13 protein-coding genes and 2 pseudogenes are annotated in these 15,799 nt (G+C 48.4%); 4 read left to right on the forward strand and 11 right to left on the reverse strand.

Annotated features, from left to right (window positions below; all coding sequences use genetic code 11):
• Nucleotides 1-118 precede the first annotated feature (118 nt).
• A complete protein-coding gene (locus tag FO447_RS06430; RefSeq protein WP_153142516.1) occupies nucleotides 119-1,075 on the forward strand; it encodes a D-2-hydroxyacid dehydrogenase in 957 nt (318 codons plus the stop codon).
• Nucleotides 1,076-1,278: 203 nt separating this feature from the next.
• Here the strand turns inward: FO447_RS06430 and FO447_RS06435 are convergent, their stop codons facing one another.
• The 3 genes from FO447_RS06435 to FO447_RS06445 form a co-directional block, all read right to left on the reverse strand.
• On the reverse strand, nucleotides 1,279-2,472 hold the full coding sequence (locus tag FO447_RS06435) for an ATP-binding protein (RefSeq protein WP_022120313.1): 1,194 nt from the start codon (nucleotides 2,470-2,472) through the stop codon (nucleotides 1,279-1,281).
• Between the two features lie 333 nt (nucleotides 2,473-2,805).
• Nucleotides 2,806-3,834, reverse strand: a complete 1,029-nt coding sequence (locus FO447_RS06440; RefSeq protein WP_200758144.1) for an iron ABC transporter permease — start codon at nucleotides 3,832-3,834, stop codon at nucleotides 2,806-2,808.
• 39 nt (nucleotides 3,835-3,873) lie between these two features.
• A complete protein-coding gene (locus tag FO447_RS06445; RefSeq protein WP_200758146.1) occupies nucleotides 3,874-5,148 on the reverse strand; it encodes an ABC transporter substrate-binding protein in 1,275 nt (424 codons plus the stop codon).
• A gap of 117 nt (nucleotides 5,149-5,265) precedes the next feature.
• Here FO447_RS06445 and FO447_RS06450 point away from each other — a divergent pair, with 117 nt between their 5' ends.
• The 3 genes and pseudogenes from FO447_RS06450 to FO447_RS16335 all read left to right on the forward strand — a co-directional run.
• The gene (locus FO447_RS06450; RefSeq protein ID WP_200758148.1) at nucleotides 5,266-5,940 is read left to right on the forward strand and encodes a YhcH/YjgK/YiaL family protein; all 675 of its coding nucleotides are present in this window, start codon (nucleotides 5,266-5,268) and stop codon (nucleotides 5,938-5,940) included.
• A 359-nt stretch (nucleotides 5,941-6,299) separates the two neighbouring features.
• The gene (locus tag FO447_RS15980) at nucleotides 6,300-6,497 is read left to right on the forward strand and encodes an Abi family protein (RefSeq protein ID WP_234699112.1); all 198 of its coding nucleotides are present in this window, start codon (nucleotides 6,300-6,302) and stop codon (nucleotides 6,495-6,497) included.
• A pseudogene (locus tag FO447_RS16335) lies at nucleotides 6,458-6,598 on the forward strand (Abi family protein); the annotation flags it as partial. The gene FO447_RS15980 and the pseudogene FO447_RS16335, both read left to right, overlap by 40 nt.
• Nucleotides 6,599-6,696: 98 nt before the next feature.
• Here FO447_RS16335 and FO447_RS15990 read toward each other — a convergent pair.
• The 8 genes and pseudogenes from FO447_RS15990 to FO447_RS06490 form a co-directional block, all read right to left on the reverse strand.
• Nucleotides 6,697-7,005, reverse strand: coding sequence for a hypothetical protein (locus FO447_RS15990; protein WP_234699132.1), 309 nt, complete (start codon nucleotides 7,003-7,005; stop codon nucleotides 6,697-6,699).
• 366 nt (nucleotides 7,006-7,371) lie between these two features.
• Nucleotides 7,372-9,081 (reverse strand): fimbrillin family protein, encoded by a 1,710-nt coding sequence (locus FO447_RS06460; RefSeq protein ID WP_200758150.1) that lies wholly within the window; start codon nucleotides 9,079-9,081, stop codon nucleotides 7,372-7,374.
• 22 nt (nucleotides 9,082-9,103) lie between these two features.
• Nucleotides 9,104-10,666 (reverse strand): fimbrillin family protein, encoded by a 1,563-nt coding sequence (locus FO447_RS06465; protein ID WP_200758152.1) that lies wholly within the window; start codon nucleotides 10,664-10,666, stop codon nucleotides 9,104-9,106.
• A 34-nt stretch (nucleotides 10,667-10,700) separates the two neighbouring features.
• Nucleotides 10,701-11,588, reverse strand: a complete 888-nt coding sequence (locus tag FO447_RS06470) for a fimbrillin family protein (protein ID WP_200758154.1) — start codon at nucleotides 11,586-11,588, stop codon at nucleotides 10,701-10,703.
• 20 nt (nucleotides 11,589-11,608) lie between these two features.
• Nucleotides 11,609-12,496, reverse strand: a complete 888-nt coding sequence (locus FO447_RS06475; RefSeq protein ID WP_200758156.1) for a FimB/Mfa2 family fimbrial subunit — start codon at nucleotides 12,494-12,496, stop codon at nucleotides 11,609-11,611.
• A 16-nt stretch (nucleotides 12,497-12,512) separates the two neighbouring features.
• A pseudogene (locus tag FO447_RS06480) lies at nucleotides 12,513-13,055 on the reverse strand (DUF3575 domain-containing protein); the annotation flags it as partial.
• Nucleotides 13,056-13,365: 310 nt separating this feature from the next.
• Nucleotides 13,366-14,445, reverse strand: a complete 1,080-nt coding sequence (locus FO447_RS06485; RefSeq protein ID WP_200758485.1) for a helix-turn-helix domain-containing protein — start codon at nucleotides 14,443-14,445, stop codon at nucleotides 13,366-13,368.
• A 340-nt stretch (nucleotides 14,446-14,785) separates the two neighbouring features.
• The gene (locus FO447_RS06490) at nucleotides 14,786-15,772 is read right to left on the reverse strand and encodes a hypothetical protein (RefSeq protein WP_234699081.1); all 987 of its coding nucleotides are present in this window, start codon (nucleotides 15,770-15,772) and stop codon (nucleotides 14,786-14,788) included.
• Nucleotides 15,773-15,799: the final 27 nt, after the last annotated feature.

A 15,799-nucleotide genomic window follows, 5' to 3' on the forward strand; every position in this document is an offset into this window, starting at 1 on the left:
CGGAAAAGCCTTTCTCTTTCTCAGGGGGAAGGCTTTTCCCATTAAAATAAACTCAGACTCAGATTTGCCAGGACAGATGGGTCTTGAATTTTATAACAACAGAAAACGGGAAAAATTTATGAAGATTGTTATTCTAGACGGCTATGCCGCAAACCCGGGAGATTTGGATTATCATCTTCTGGAGAAACTGGGCGAGGTGGTAGTTTATCCTCGCACATCAGATGCAGAGAAAGTGGAACGTGCCAAGGATGCCGACATCATCCTTCTGAACAAGGTACAGATAGATGCAGAGACGCTGGCGCAGCTTCCTAAACTGAAATACATCGGTATCCAGGCTACCGGTTTCAACGTGGTAGACATCGAGGCTGCCAAGAAACAGGGCATCATCGTAACCAATATACCAGCCTACAGCACCGACAGCGTGGCACAGATGACCTTCGCCCTCATCCTTGCCGTAACCAACCGCGTAGAGCATTACACCCAGGAGAACCGCAACGAGCGCTGGGCTTACAATAAGGATTTCTGTTATTGGGATACCCCACTGATGGAACTTGCCGGCAAGACCCTGGGTATCATGGGACTGGGCAATATCGGCATGAAAGTTGCCAACATCGCCCGCCAGTTTGGCATGAACATCTGTGCCTGCACCAGCAAGAATTCGAGCGATCTGCCTGAGTGGATCCAGAAGGTGAGCAAGGAGGGTTTGCTTGCCACGAGCGATATTCTCTCGCTCCATTGTCCGCTTTCTGATGACACCTATCATTTCATCAATAAGGAGAGTCTGGAGAAGATGAAGGATACCGCCATCCTGGTTAATACGGGTCGCGGTCCGCTGGTAGATGAGGAGGCCGTAGCTGCTGCCCTTCACGAAGGCAGTCTGGGTGCCTACTGTGCCGACGTAATGGCTCAGGAGCCGCCATCAAAGGAGAATCCGCTCTTCGGCGAGCCTAATGCTTACCTCACCCCTCATATTGCCTGGGCCACCTACGAGGCTCGCGAGCGCCTGAACAAGCAGGTAGCCGCCAACGTCAAGGCATTTCTCGAGGGCAATCCGATTAATGTCGTGAATAAGTAAGAATGCTACTTTAAAAATCTGCATTTCTTAAATGAAGACAGCCAACCTTCAATATCCCAATTGAAAGTTGGCTGTTTACTTTTTCTTATAGTTTTCTTCTGAACTGCCTAATCAGGTACTTGGGATTTCGTCTCATATTCCATAAGTCAACAAGAATAATTCTATCGTATTCCGCATCATATCGATAGATGATTTTCCAATTTTTATTCAAACAATTGCATGATATCCATACAGAAGAATTCTTCAAATGGAATACCATCGGTGCCAACAACGATTGATTTCAGAGGATGGAATTTCTCTTGAAACATAGGAATACCACTATTCATGCCTCTCTTTCCACTCTTAACCTCTATGGCAACGAAATCTCCTTGTGACTCCAGGATATAATCCACCTCATTATTATGATCTCGCCAATAATAGAGATGACAGTCATTGTCCTCCACAAAATCGAGAAGACAAGTACCCACTGCCGATTCCACCCATCTGCCCCAAATCATTGGGTCAACATAATCTTTGTCAAACCCCTTACCGCGATATGCCGTGAACAAAGCATTGTTAAACACTGTAAACTTTGGGATAGACTGTCTCTTACGAGCCTCATCGCATGCAAACTTTTGAAGTCCGCAAAGCAAGTTGGCTTGCTTCAATATTTCGAGATAAGAAGACAAAGTCGTGACATTGCCTGCATCTTGCAATTGTCCAAGCATTTTGGTGAGTGACAACAACTCACCAGAATAAGAACAACCTACCTCAAAAAGCTGTGACATGAGTGAAGGCTTGTAAATATTCGAAGTCAAGAGAACATCCTTTTCAATGGCAGGTGCCACAAGAGAATCCTTGACATATTTCCTCCAACGCCTAAAATCCCCTATATAATCCACCGAGCCTGGATAACCTCCAAAATAAATCCATTGTTGGAGTGATAACCCGAAGGCAGCTTTCATTTCCGGAAAAGTCCAATGCCCCATACGAATCAACTCGAATCTACCAGCTAAAGACTCGGTTAGCCCTTTGCGCAAAAGCAAGCGAGACGAACCAAGCAATACGACTTTCAGGTTTACATGATTTAGGGTATCGGCATCCCACTCTCTCTTCACATATTCACTCCATCTGCGTATTTTCTGTATCTCGTCTATTACAAGAACAGCTTCTTGCAAATGCTGAATATCCATTCGGCTTCGAACAGACTCCCAAGAACGTCGAATCCAATCCGAATCTTCTTCATTTACAGAATCAGCATTAAATTGAAATACTACCTTATCAATAGTCTCTGCTATTTGCGCCATAACTGTTGATTTGCCAACCTGTCTTGGTCCTGCCAAAACAAATATACACTTACGTCTTTCGCTCAACCTACTCAACATCAAGTTGTAATGTGGTCTTCTATACTCACCCATATTCTTTAATTTGTAATATTAAACAACTCAATTCTTTATAACGAATTACTCAATTCTTTGTCACAAATTACTCAATTCTACGTCACGAATTACTCAATTCTACTTTGCAAAGATACAAAGAATAGATGAGTAAACACATTACCCATGATTATTTTTTAGCATTCTTAACTCATCATACAGCTTTGCCCCTCTCCTTCACGCGCTTAAGATGCACCTGGCCAGATTATACATCTTCTCATAATGCTGACGAAACATTCGTTCTATATTCTTTTCCTGTTTCATACACTATCAGTTGAGCCCAGCAAAAAACTAAGCAAAACTCTGACTTTTTCCCTATCTCCTCTTCACCAAAACATAGATGATGACGGGAGCGCCGAATAGCGGGGTGACGGCATTCAGCGGGATGATGCCACCGTCCGACGGAAGGGTGCAGAAGAGATTGCAGAGAAGGGCAATGGATGCACCCATCAACATCGTGACGGGCAACAGTCGGCGATGATTCTCCGTGCTGATGATGAGGCGGGCGATATGCGGCGTTGCCAGGCCGATGAAGGCAATGGGACCGCAGAAGGCAGTAACCACTGCCGTAAGAAGACCGGTGATGATGAGCAGAACGATGCGCAGACGCCTGATGTTGAAGCCCAGATTCTCGGCATACAGCTCGCCTAACAGCATGGCGTTCAGCGGTTTTACAAGGAGCAGAGATGCAGCCAGGGCAATGAGGGTTAACGGGATGAAGAACATCATCTGCTGGCTCGAAACATTGCCAAAGCTGCCCATGCCCCAAACCATATACGATTTCACGCCCTCTGCCGTGCTGAAGAAATTGAGCAATGAGATGGCGCTGCTTGCCAGATAACCCACCATCAGTCCGATGATGAGCAGTACCGTATGGCTGCGCACAATGGCAGAAAAGAAGGTGATGATGCCCATCACCACCATAGCCCCTATAAAGGCTGCGATGAGGATAGCCAGGAAACCGCCGATGGCATAGTTGCCGGCATCGCCCAGAAAACCTACCCCTAAATCATCCAGGGCAATATTGCCGCCAAAGGCAAGCATCACGATGGCTACCGCCAGTCCGGCTCCGCTGCTGATACCGAACACGTCAGGACCCGCCAGAGGATTGCGAAAGGCTGTCTGCAGGAGCAAGCCGCTCGTGGCGAGGGCTGCGCCCGAAAGCAAAGCGGCAATCGCCGCCGGCAGTCGCGATTCCAACAGAATATAGCGGTAGGTTTCGTCAGTCTGAGAACCCGAAATAATCGCCCCCACGTCCTGCCACGGGATGTTTACACTCCCCCATGTCAGGTTGGCGAAAAACAGTATGATAATGGCGATTGCCCCTAAAACGATGGTTTTCATTCACTAAAACTATTTCTTGTAAAATCTCTGATTAAAGCCCTATTTCTTATAGAATCTCAATTTGCCGAACCGCTCGCCATGAGCCAGGATGATGAACTCTCTGAGCAGCAGTTCGGGATGGAAACTCGTAAGCTCGAAATAAGGTACCGTAGAGGTATCTACCTGATAGATATTACCCCGGCTGAAGGCAGCAAGAGCCTTGTAGCCGTCATATTCCTGAAGCAGTTGAGCCTGCGACAGAGGGGCACCACCGAAATACTTGAACGCCCATACATCCACCTGCTTTCCCTTCGCCAAGATTTGCTCCGGACTCATCGCCAGACTTCCGCTGTGCTGATCGTCCTCGAAGATATAACGGGCGTTGGCATCCTTCAGCAGAATACCGATAGTACTCTGACCTCCAGGCACATACCATACGTTGCCCGTTTTTCTTTCGGTCAGGATAGAGAGGCCCTTCGGATACCCGGCAGCCTCAGCTTTCAGCTTCAGATATTCCTTTTCTATCTTCGCAAAGAGCGAATCTGCCTTTGGTTCGCAAGATGCAGCAAGAGCGGTCTTCGGTGCATTCCCGTCTTTTTTAAAGAGCATGCCGTAGAATTTCATCCATTCCGCCCTGCCTAGTGGCGAAGACTCCATATAGTCGGCAGCCTCGATGATGGGCACGTGCAGTTTATCAAGCTTGCCATATCCTCCGCTGTTTTCGAAAGGCGAAAGGAGGATGGCTTCGGGTTTCAGGGCGATAATGCGCTCGATGTCGGGAGCCATACTGGAACCGCAATCCACGATGGAATTCTGAGCAGAAGCATTCCCGGAAGAAGCCTTCCCTGCAGAAGCAGCCCTCTTCCTGACATCCGGAATATTGATGTAATTGAGGTCGCAGACGCCACGGATAGCCTGCTGGCATCCCAGTTCGTACATCAACTGGCAATGGGGAGCGATAAAAACTGCACTCCTCTCCACCGGTGTCCTCACGGTATCGGTAGTGCATCCCATGCCCAAAGTGCGTTGCAGGGCGAGTCTCGCCACCGTCTTATCCCCCTCCTCTCCCTTCGGAATCAGGATGTAGCGATGCAGCATCGTTCCCGCCTTCCAGGGATTGGCGATGATAGCCTCAGCATACTGATAATCAAAGCCTTCCGCAGCATCGGAAGTCTCTTCCCCATCGCCATGCTTCACGATGGTAAGCAACTTGGCGTACTTCATCTCCAAGGTATCTCCAGCCTCAGCATCGGCAGCAGCCGTCTTTCCTCCCTGGCATGCCGCCATCAGCAGGGCCGCCGTTGCCCCACACAAAAGAATATACAGTTTTTTCATAATCTTACAAAATATGTGTGCAAAGATACAAAGAAATCTCCATTTTCCGTTTGTTTTCTCGAATATTCTTTGTACTTTTGCCCTCAAATTTAACTAACACTACAATAATAAGTCAAAATGAAGAAGATTATCTGGGGCATAGCCCTTTTATTCTGTACATCGCTGACTGCAAATGCGCAGAACGGCTGTAAGAATTCTGAAGAGAAAAGCTGCTGTAAGAGAGGTTATTACACACAGTATTACGGCGATAAGCCCGAACTCATAAAAGAGGCTATAGCTTGGGCTGAGAGCGGTATCTGGCGCAATGGTTTCGACAAGGCGAAGCCACATTCCAGCGTAAACCTCGTAGATTTCTATCTGCAGTATCAGAAGAATCCGCAGCAATGGCAGGCGCTCTTCGACTATCTGGCAAAGACCGATTTGCTGAGCATTCCGAAGGGAAAGCACAAGATTCCAGGTTCCGACCTCGTGGTAAGTGTAGAGGACAGCAAGAACGAGCCGCTGGAAAAGCGCCGCAGCGAGAGTCATCATAAGCACATCGATTTTCAGTATGTAGTAAAGGGCACAGAGCGTTTTGGCGTGATCGACCACTACTCCAGCACCCCCAACTGCAAATATCGTCCAGACGTGATTCATTATGATTACGACCGCCAGAAGGCCCGTTTCTACGACAGCAATCCTGGCGAATTCTTCATCTTCTTCCCACGCGACTGGCACATCGCCAAGGTGGCAACAGATGGTGGAGACCAGACCATCCGCGTTATCGTAATCAAGGTAGATTATAAGGATTAAAAAGGGTAACTCGCTCTAATTGGGACTTTGATTGAATATCAAGAAGTTGGACGTTTGCCTACATAATATAGATAACAATATGAAAACGAGCGGACTTCTGCTCGTTTCTGTATTTTGCAATATCCAAAGAACGCCTCAATTCGAGGGCAAAGATACGACAATTTTCTAAATATCCAATGATTCACAATGAGATTTTTATGGAAATTAGAACTTTTTGCGTTAAATTCCTCTTTTTATAAGCAGATTTTCAAGAAAAAGTTTGGAGATTCCGACAAAAAAGCATATCTTTGCAGCAACAAATCCCACCACGCCTCTCAACGATGCGTACCACGGTGGGACTTCGCTTTTTATATGGGTATATGGAAGAAGACCAACTACATCATCTATACAAGTCGGGCAGTACATTTGAGCAAGCCATCAACCTTTATCTCTTTGATAAAGAACTCCGTCAACTTATATTCAAGGCAATCCAAGATATAGAGATTTCTCTTCGAACTAAGATGTTTCTTTTGGTACGCTTTCTAAGTTGTTTTGCCTGTTTAAGGATAATCGGCTAAAAAAGCAAGTGGCAAGAGAACTTGGACTTCCTCAATACACATATTTGGAAAGTTGGATAAGGTGTATAACTGTACTTCGCAATTGCTGTGCTCATCATGCCCGTATATGGAACAGGCGTTTTGCCTTGAAGCCTCAATTACCCAATCGACTTCCTCTTCAATGGATTACTCCAAGTCAAAAGCCCATCAAGTTGTACCATCAGCTATGCACCTTATTATATTTGGAGCAAACTATTACACCTTGCATGGACTTGAAAAGTTCTCTGTTCAAATTATTTGCTGAATACCCCAATGTAGATTTACATGCCATGGGATTTCCGCAAGGTTGGGAAAACGAACCATTATGGAGACTGTAGGCAAGCATCGCCACCGTCTTATCGCCCTCCTCTCCTTTCGGAATCAGGATGTAGCGATGCAGCAGCGTTCCCGTCGTCTTTCCGCCCTGGCAGGCAGTCAGCACAAGGAGCGCCAGGAGTGCCCCGAATATATATGTTTTTCTTTTCATCATATCATATCTTTATCATGTTGCAAAGGTACAAAGATTTCTTCATTTTCCACCATTTTTCCTAACAAAAAATCCGTCTTGATTCATTTCTCTATATCCCCCAACATTTTTTCTAAACTTTTTAGTATTCTCGGGCAAATTCTGTTCGTTTATAGTTTTTACTTTTAATTATTGATTAATACTACTCTAAAAATCATCCAATTTACTATCAATTGAATGTACGAATTTAGTCTGTGCCTGACAAAAATTTGCAGACACAACCACTCTCATTGGTGGATTCTCCGTGTGTTCCATCACGTCCTCCTTTTTTTATTGGGGTTATACTTCGGTTCTTTCCGTTGCGGGCGGAACATTTCCGCCCGCAACGGCTTACTGCTTCCTCAAGGTAGGCAATGCTCCTTTAAGTTCGTAACGCCACTCTGAGCCTGCGTTCTGCAAGGCGGTGTTCATTGCATCAACGGCTTTCTGCCAGGTAACGACAGAGCCGTCCACCTTCGTGGCTTCGGGGGCGATGCCTTCCTTATTGTAGCCGATACCTTGTTCATGATTGTTCTTCCAATAGCAGACGGTCACGGTATTGAAGTTATCTCCCAACAAGCCGAAGATATGCACATAGCCAGTGCTACTACCTGTACTGGTTACGTTGCCCGTGGCATAGCAGGCACAAACGCCGTTTCCTCCGTTGAGTCCCACCAAACCGCCGCCAGAGATATTCGATACGGGGTCTATTTCTATGATCACGTTGCCCGTGGCATAGCAAGCGGTCATGGTGGCACCCCCATTCGTCTGACCTACCACGCCGCCGACATAGACCGTTCCCTTCACTGTGGCAGAGGAGCTGCATCCGGTGGTGGAACCGTTCCATTGAGCACCCACTACACCGCCGACGTACACCGTGCCGCTGACGCTGCCCGACACCGAGCAGTTTTCAATGGTGCCATCGCTAAATCCTGCCACACCGCCGGCAAAGCCCGACCCGTGATTGCTTGTTATCTGTACGTCCTCCATCATCACGTTCTTCACCGTACCAGCATAACCGATAGAGCCGAACAGACCCACAAATTGGTCATTTGTCGTAACGGTCAGCCCCTTGATGGTATGACCGCCACCGTCGAAGGTGCCGGTGTATTTGTTGCTGAAACTTGTGCCTATCGGTGTCCAGTCTTTGCCTGTGAGGTCAATGTTTTTGTCGAGGGTAATGTTAATGTCGGTCTTACCTCCGTTCACTAATTCGGCTATATTCATCAGACCGTCGGCGGAGGTCACGGTGTAGCTGCCGTTGCTCTCTATGGTATAGCCCAGGTCTTTTGCCGCTGCGAGGGAGACGGTGTAGGTATATTCACCGCCCGCCTGCCAGTCGGTAGCATTCTTCATCTTATAAACGAAGGTCTTGCCGTTGGTGAAGGTGCAGGTAATGAAGGTCGTGCCAGCTGCCACACTTTGCGGGGCTACGAGGGCGATGTAGGTGTTGCTGCCCTTGTCATACGGGACGATTATATCCGGGTTGTCGCCTTCGGTGGAGAGACCCGTCAGCTGCACGGATGCCAGCCCCTCGGTGTAGTCCGTCAGAACGATGGTCACCCGCGCCGTGCGGTGGGTGAAGCGGAGCGTGGGGCTACCGTAGGTCACCTTCTGTCCGTCGGCTACGATGAGGTCGCTGCCCTCAAAGTCCTTCTGGGCACTTTGGTTGGCTTTTACCTTCACAGCAGGCGGAGTTGTCTCGCCAGCGATGTAGGGCCACCACGCTGTGACGGTGATGTCGTTGTGGTTTGTCCAGTAGTGCGGGTCGGTGGAGGTCAGCGTGGCGCTGGCGGGGTCGGCGGCGGTGAGCGTCACGTTGTACGTCTTCACCGTGCCATCCATCAGGACTGCCACGCTCTGCACACCCTCCCAATTGCCGTCCACTGGGGCACGGGTGCCAGCGATGGCTGTCGCGACGGGATTCAGCCCCGTGGCGGTGAAGACGATGGATGTGCCTTCCGCCCCTTCCGGCAGGAAGTCCGCTTCGTCCTGCGTGCAGGCGGCAAGGCCGAGCAGCAGGGCGATGGCTGCGGATATATGGATGTTTGTTCGTTTCATGATGCGTGTTGTTTAGGGGTTGTTATTGTTTCTTTTGCAGTACGGGCAGACCGTTGGTGCCTAGTGCCCACTGGTAGTCGTTGTCAGTGAGGGCGTGGTTCATGCCATCGACGGCTGTCTGCCATTTCACGGTCGCGTCGTCCACCTTCGTGGCATCTACCCTTCCTACTTCATTACGATAAACTCCTTGCCCGAGATTGCCTCCCCAATAGCAGGAAGTTATAGTATTGTAGTTATGACCCACTATAGCTCCAGATTCATACTCTGTCAATGTGCCGTCGAACCAGCAAGCGATGATATCGCCATAATTTGATTCGGCTATACCACAAGTTCTACCATATGCAGAAATTTTTCCCGTCACAGAGCAGGCAATGATTTGGCCATGATTTCGGCCCACTATTCCAGCAGTATTTCCACTACTGCCATACAGATTCACATCTATGAGTTGTAGGTTCTTTATCACTCCACGTTCACTTAAGAATGAACCCAAAAATCCAGTATTATTCATTGCTGAAGAGTTAAATCCTGTAATGCGGTGTCCTTGTCCATTAAAGACGCCGGAGTAGAATGTAAATATGCCTGACCGTGTCCATTCCTTACCCGTCATGTCGATGTCGGCGGTGAGGGTGCAATTTATCGATTCATCTTTTTGTGAGGCTTCGTTCCATGCCAGCAGGCCGTCTGCGTTATAGACCGTGTAGGTCTTGGTGTTGCTGTCGTAGATGTAGCCCAGATCCTCAGCCTCGCCGCTCTCGCCACCGCCGTCAGCCCAGTCACCGATAGTGCAACCCTCTAACGTCAGGCCGGTGGCATTCACCTTTACGGTGTAGGTATAGCGGTTGCCCGCTTCTAATACGACGTTGTTCTGCGGACGGAAGTAGAAGGTGCCGCCGCCGAGTTCCACCTTGACGAACGGCTTGCCTGCCGCAACGGTCTGCGGGGCGGTCAGTGCCTCGTAGGTGTTGCCGCTTGCGTTGTAGGTCTTGATGGCGGTCGGGTTGCCGTTATCGGCGGACAGGCTCACGAGGCTCACCGTGGCACCGGCGACGCTCGTGAATCCCGTGCCGGGCTTCAGTTCGATTGCCACGCGTGCCGTGCGGTGGGTAAATTCAAGTGTCGGGTTGTTAAATTCCACTTTCCGGTTCTCAGCAGAGATGAAGTCGCTTTTCTGGAAGTCAGCCAATTTGCTTTGGTCTTCGGCAACCTTCACGGCAGGCATCTGTGTGATGTCTGTATCATCCAAGGGCCACCATGCCGATACGGTAATCGGGTCGCGGCTGGTCCAGTAGTACGGGTCGTTGGAGGTCAGCGTGGCGCTCTTGTAGCCGTCGGCATCCGAAGTCGATACTATGTACTCCTTTACCGCATCGCCCATCTTGAGTGCCACGGAATTGACGCCCTGCCAGTCGCCGTCCACGGATGCACGGGTTGATGGGGCTGCCTCCACGGACAGTCCGGTGGCACGGATGACTATAGGATATTCCTCTTTGGACAGACGGTTATCGTCTGCCAGTTCGTCCTGTGTGCAGGCGGTGAGGGCGAACAGCAGCGCGAGGACTGCGGGGATAAATAATCTATGTCTCATAATTCTTCATTCTAATCGATTAATTATTAATATCTTACAGGTCAGCATCCACTTCTCCACCGTCTATATCGTTCCACTTTGCAATGGTGGCTTCGCTGACTTCAAGGACTTTGTTGCGTACCTTGACGGTATAGGTATAGTTGTTGCCCGCCTGCAGTGCGCCTTCGGGCATGGTGAGTGTGGCATGATATTCCTGCCCTTTGTAATTCACAACCAACGGCAGGGATGCAACTGTCTGCGGGAAGAGGATGATCGATGACGTGAGATTGCCGTCTGCCAGATTCATGGTCAGTTCTCCGGTCTGTGCCCCGTTGTCTGCGGTGGCAATACCGTCGGCCGTGTTGAACGTACCAGTGAGTAACAATCCGTCCAGCGTGTAACGTTCAGGCTTGACCACGCTGAAATCCACGCCGTCGCCCGCCTTGAAGGTAAGGGTTATCTGGCTCATGCGGTGGTGGAAGGAGTTGTTTTCACCACCTTTGCCGGTTTTGTCGGTGAAGCTCACCACCGGGCTGTGTTTGTCTCCCGTAGCTCCTGAAGCAAAGAGGAAGTCGATGGCAGGCTGGTTCTGCTGCGCCGTGGCATCGGTCGTGGCTGCGAGGATGCCTCCCGCCGCGTTGTACGGATAGTAGGCGCGGAAAGTATGGGTCTTTGTATCTTCGAAATAGATAACCTTTCCTTCTGCCTCAAATTTCCCGTTCTTCAGGATGAAAGGCACGTTGCCGTACCGGGTATCGTTGCCGATGTCGGTGATGCCGATACGGTCACCGTTGTCCCAAGTGGTTCCGCTGGCGCGGGTGGCGATGGCGATGTCGGCGGTAAACTGGGCGGCCACAGGGCCACCATTCAGGTTCTCGTTGTCGTTGTTGCATGCCGTCAGTGCGAGGGCGAGCAACGCAAGTGCAAAAAATCTTGTCTTCATTATATCTGTCATTTTATTAGTTACAAATCGGCATTTACATCATCACCTTTCACTTCTTCCCAGCCGTTGATTTCGGCTCCGTCCACTTCCATGCCTTCGGGAGTCTCAACCAGCGTTCCGCCGAGGGTCAGCGATTCGCCCTTTCCGGTGTTGAACTCCTTGAGGGCTTCCGTAAGGTCGCTTTTCAGCGTCGTGGGGGTCGGGTTGCCGTCAGCATAGCGGATTTCACCCGTCAGCAGTTGTTCCGTGCCGGTCACACCCAGCAGCCGCACCGTGGCTTTCCACTTGCCGGCATCGTCACCTTCGGTAATCTTGGTGAAGGGCAGCACGACGTTCGAAGCGGCTCCGTAGGTATCGGTAGCGAAATCGAGTGTTTGGGCTGCACCCGTCAGATGGGCAACAATCTCCGTGATGCGTCCGGCGGCATCACCCGTCGGTTCGACGACAAGCGTCAGTTCGCGTACCTGCTGCTTCATTGCGGCGGTCAGCGGATAGTCCTTGTCTTTCTCGATGCTCAACTGTTCCGTATAGGTGAAGAACCATCCCGGGGCATTGTTCACAAAGGCATCCGTGCCTGCCCGGTTTCCCGTGGCTGCGGCAATGGTGGCTGTGGTGCCGTTCACCGTGATTCCTTCAGCCGGATTCCACACCGCAAGGGTGTAGCTGCCCGGAGCAAACAGATGGTCAGGGGCATGGATGGCGGAAGTCTCCGTACCCGTATAGTCGCCCATGGTGACCGTCCACGTGGCAGGTATGTCGATACCCTCACCTCGGGCCGACCAGTCGGCTGTCACCGCAATCTTCCCGTAGTCGGGATGCGGCGTGTCATAAAGCGTGTCCTTCACGCAGGAGGAGAGCAGCACGGCGGCTGCCATTCCCATCATATTTATATATCGTCTTGCTTTCATATACTATTCCTCCGTGTTAGAATAACTTCCATACCAATGTCACACCGGCATTGATGGGACCACACCAATCTTTTGTTTCGTTGCCGCGGCGTACACGTACACCGTTGATGACCTCATATTTCTCATAGTCGGCATTCAGGTAGCCCAAACCGAGGTTGAAATCAAGAGCCAGTGCCTTATTCAGCCGCAGCTGATAGCCGGCGGTGATGCCGCCACCCATCAGGTCGCCCTGCTTGCCAGTTTCGGAGAGCTTGTAGTTGAACTGTCCGGTCTTGAATATCGCGCCCAGATACCAGGCTTTCTTCTCACCCATATAGTAACGCACTTCTGGAGCCACTTCCCAGAGTGCATAGCGGCGGTCTTTGTCATTCCAACTCCAAGAAGTCCACGAGCTGTTTACGGCAATGCCCCACGACGGGCAGATGCGCCATTCCACGCCAAGATCTGGTGTCAGGGTAGCCCAGCGCAGCAGGTTGGCACGCAGGGAAAAATGATAGTCGGTTGGGGTTTTGGTTTCCAATGGCATGTCGGTAAGGTGATTTTGTTGAGCAGCTTTCTGCTGCGCAATGACAGGAAAAGTTACCGTCATCAGCCATAGAAACAGGGTTAGGATAGTGATTTTTCTACTCATATAAACATGCATTTTATTATCTTTAATTATCTTTGTCTCCTGCAAAGATAATAAATGTCATTCTATGCCCAAAAGATTAGAAAAACTTTTTCTATTAATTTTTATAAAAATTGTCGTCGAGCATCTTTTTTGTCGAATTAGCACTTTTTGAATTGTCGAATTAGCACTTTTTTGTCGTTTGAGTACTTTTTGAAAATGGGCTTCTGTGACCTTTTCCGATGTTTTTTTACTACACAAATTATTCCCGATTTGCTTTTTTCCATTTGGCAGGCGTACATCCTTCCTTCTCGGAAAATAATTTGATAAAGTTACTGCGGGAAAGAAAACCGGAAGACTCAGCCAGCTTCTGTATATTGATTTCTGGATGCTCCTTCAGTATGTTTTTCGCATACTCCAACCGGAGACTGGTTATCCATTCGCGGAATGTCATTTTATACGTAGTCTTGATATAAGCGGAAAGATAGGTACGGTTCGTATAAAGTATTTTGGACAGTTCTTTTATGGTAAGTCCCTGCTGGACATAGCCGTCTGTCTTTATCCAGTTGTCAACCTTCTCTATAAATTCTGTATAGGACCCAGGAACTTCTTCTGAAACCATTTCGGGTTCAATTCCCGAATTTGTCAGAAGTTCTTCTTCAGATTGCATATCCTGCTCAAACGCATTTTCTACCTGTTCATAGAACAGCAGGTAGTTCTGATAGCTGTAGAAAAGATAGCTGTAGAACGGTATTGACGACAAAATCCAGATAAACACATATTTGTCTGGCAGAAATGTCAGCAATCCGCATCCGACACCAAAGATAACAGCCCAATAAGTGAATATGGAAAGCCATTCGATATATGCGCCTATATCATCCGCCTGAGTTTCATTGAAAATCCGAATGGCTCTACGATATGCAATTATGACTCTGCGAGCTAAAACGACTCCAAAAACGACCAACCAGGCAGCTAAAGCAAATAAAGAGATTTTTTGTATGATTCCGCTTGGCAACAGGAACAACACAACTCCGGAAAGAGTTGAAAATACAATCCATAATATGATATGTGTCCACACACGCCGTTTGGTAACGTAAAAACGATCAAGCAACATTATCAATGCCGAACTGAACAGAGAATAGCACAGGAAGTATGTGGACATGTTCATCAATATGGCAGAATCCGCATTTTTGAATCGGATACCAAAGAAGAAATGTACCGAATAATTTGCCGAAAGCAGCAGCATAGCTATACCCATCATCTGTCGGGAGCGGAGATAATTCTTGAAAATTTTCTTTTCAGGAGTCTTTGCAAACAAAAAATAAAAGCCGAAGAATAACATTAACGGCAGTGCGGTACAAAGTGAAAAATTGTATATAGTTGGTTCCATTGATTACATTTAAAATTTTTCTCAGCCATTGGCGTATATTATTGTTTTCGGTTGCAAAGATACTCATTTTTCTCCAAATATCGTTTGTTTAATCCGAAAATCGTTACAAAAAGTGGAAAATACTTTGCATAATTAGAAATTTTTCTGTTTGTTGCATGATTTAACTTGAATTACTTCAAAATCGGAGTTTCAAAAGGTAAAAACAATGTGTCATAGCGTAAAGATCTGCCATTTTTACGCTATGACACTAAAAAACGCAGAGATTCCCCCTGGCATCCCTGCGTTTTCTATATCATTTGCCCAATAAAGCACGAACTTCCTCAGGCGTTCTGTTCATCATCTTAGCCACCATCTCCAGGGGCATTCCATTCTCCAGCATGCCCTGCGCCATGCTTTTTATCTGAGTAGCTTGCTCATTTATCTGAGTAGCTTGCTCATTTATCTGAGTAGCTTGCTCATTTATCTGAGTAGCTTGCTCATTTACCTGATTAGCCTGCTCACTGATAATCTTATTGAGCTTCATCACCTGCGTATCGCGAGCTTCTATGGCAGAATAGTATTCATCCTCATCATTCATCTCCTGCCGGATATTAGCACTCATCGTAGCGAGTCCCAGACGGTGAACGATATACATCATATCCGAATCATCCTTATATTTATCACCCTCCAGACATAACATCTGCTGGTTCTTCTTATCCCTCTGCGACTGGTCGAACACGCTCAGCACCTTGTCGAGCCTGTTGTTTATCTTGCCATGTAAAAGAGGAATCTGCACCAGGATACTGTCATGCGTCAGACTGTTGATGAAAGGATCATCCATCCCGTTCTCCACCTCTTTCCCGTCATAGTCGAGCGCCTTGTGGTTCACGTATACCACAGCCTTGTCAATATCTCCCACTCTATGGCCCAGCAGATACACAGCCACCATCGGCACGGCATATCCCTTGTTCTCTCCCTCCTTTATCATATTCTCCTCAGCATTATACTGGGCAGCCAGATAACGTCGGAACCGGAGCGTCTCGGTATCGAGCCATGTCTTCTGAAGTTCGATAAGGATGAGCCTTACGCTTCCATCCTCTTCCCTCACCCTGGCAGCAAAGTCGATGCGAAACATCGAGATATTGTCTCGGGTGATGTTAGGATGCTCATGCCTTCTCATTTCCACGCTCACCACTTCCTTTTTCAGCAGGGCGGCGAGCACGGTTTTGGCGATGCGTTCGTCTTCCATCAGGAATTTGAACACTGAATCGTATATCGGATTAGCTACATAGTAAATCATATCTCTGTTCCTCCATAATTATATTTC

The sequence above is a fragment of the Segatella copri genome (genome assembly GCF_015074785.1).
Taxonomy (GTDB): domain Bacteria; phylum Bacteroidota; class Bacteroidia; order Bacteroidales; family Bacteroidaceae; genus Prevotella.

Coding starts and splice junctions, on each gene's coding strand:
- FO447_RS06430 (WP_153142516.1), top strand. CDS start 119: ATGAAGATTGTTATTCTAGACGGCTATGCCGCAAACCCGGGAGATTTG.
- FO447_RS06435 (WP_022120313.1), bottom strand. CDS start 2,472: ATGGGTGAGTATAGAAGACCACATTACAACTTGATGTTGAGTAGGTTG.
- FO447_RS06440 (WP_200758144.1), bottom strand. CDS start 3,834: ATGAAAACCATCGTTTTAGGGGCAATCGCCATTATCATACTGTTTTTC.
- FO447_RS06445 (WP_200758146.1), bottom strand. CDS start 5,148: ATGAAAAAACTGTATATTCTTTTGTGTGGGGCAACGGCGGCCCTGCTG.
- FO447_RS06450 (WP_200758148.1), top strand. CDS start 5,266: ATGAAGAAGATTATCTGGGGCATAGCCCTTTTATTCTGTACATCGCTG.
- FO447_RS15980 (WP_234699112.1), top strand. CDS start 6,300: ATGGAAGAAGACCAACTACATCATCTATACAAGTCGGGCAGTACATTT.
- FO447_RS15990 (WP_234699132.1), bottom strand. CDS start 7,005: ATGATGAAAAGAAAAACATATATATTCGGGGCACTCCTGGCGCTCCTT.
- FO447_RS06460 (WP_200758150.1), bottom strand. CDS start 9,081: ATGAAACGAACAAACATCCATATATCCGCAGCCATCGCCCTGCTGCTC.
- FO447_RS06465 (WP_200758152.1), bottom strand. CDS start 10,666: ATGAGACATAGATTATTTATCCCCGCAGTCCTCGCGCTGCTGTTCGCC.
- FO447_RS06470 (WP_200758154.1), bottom strand. CDS start 11,588: ATGAAGACAAGATTTTTTGCACTTGCGTTGCTCGCCCTCGCACTGACG.
- FO447_RS06475 (WP_200758156.1), bottom strand. CDS start 12,496: ATGAAAGCAAGACGATATATAAATATGATGGGAATGGCAGCCGCCGTG.
- FO447_RS06485 (WP_200758485.1), bottom strand. CDS start 14,445: ATGTTATTCTTCGGCTTTTATTTTTTGTTTGCAAAGACTCCTGAAAAG.
- FO447_RS06490 (WP_234699081.1), bottom strand. CDS start 15,772: ATGATTTACTATGTAGCTAATCCGATATACGATTCAGTGTTCAAATTC.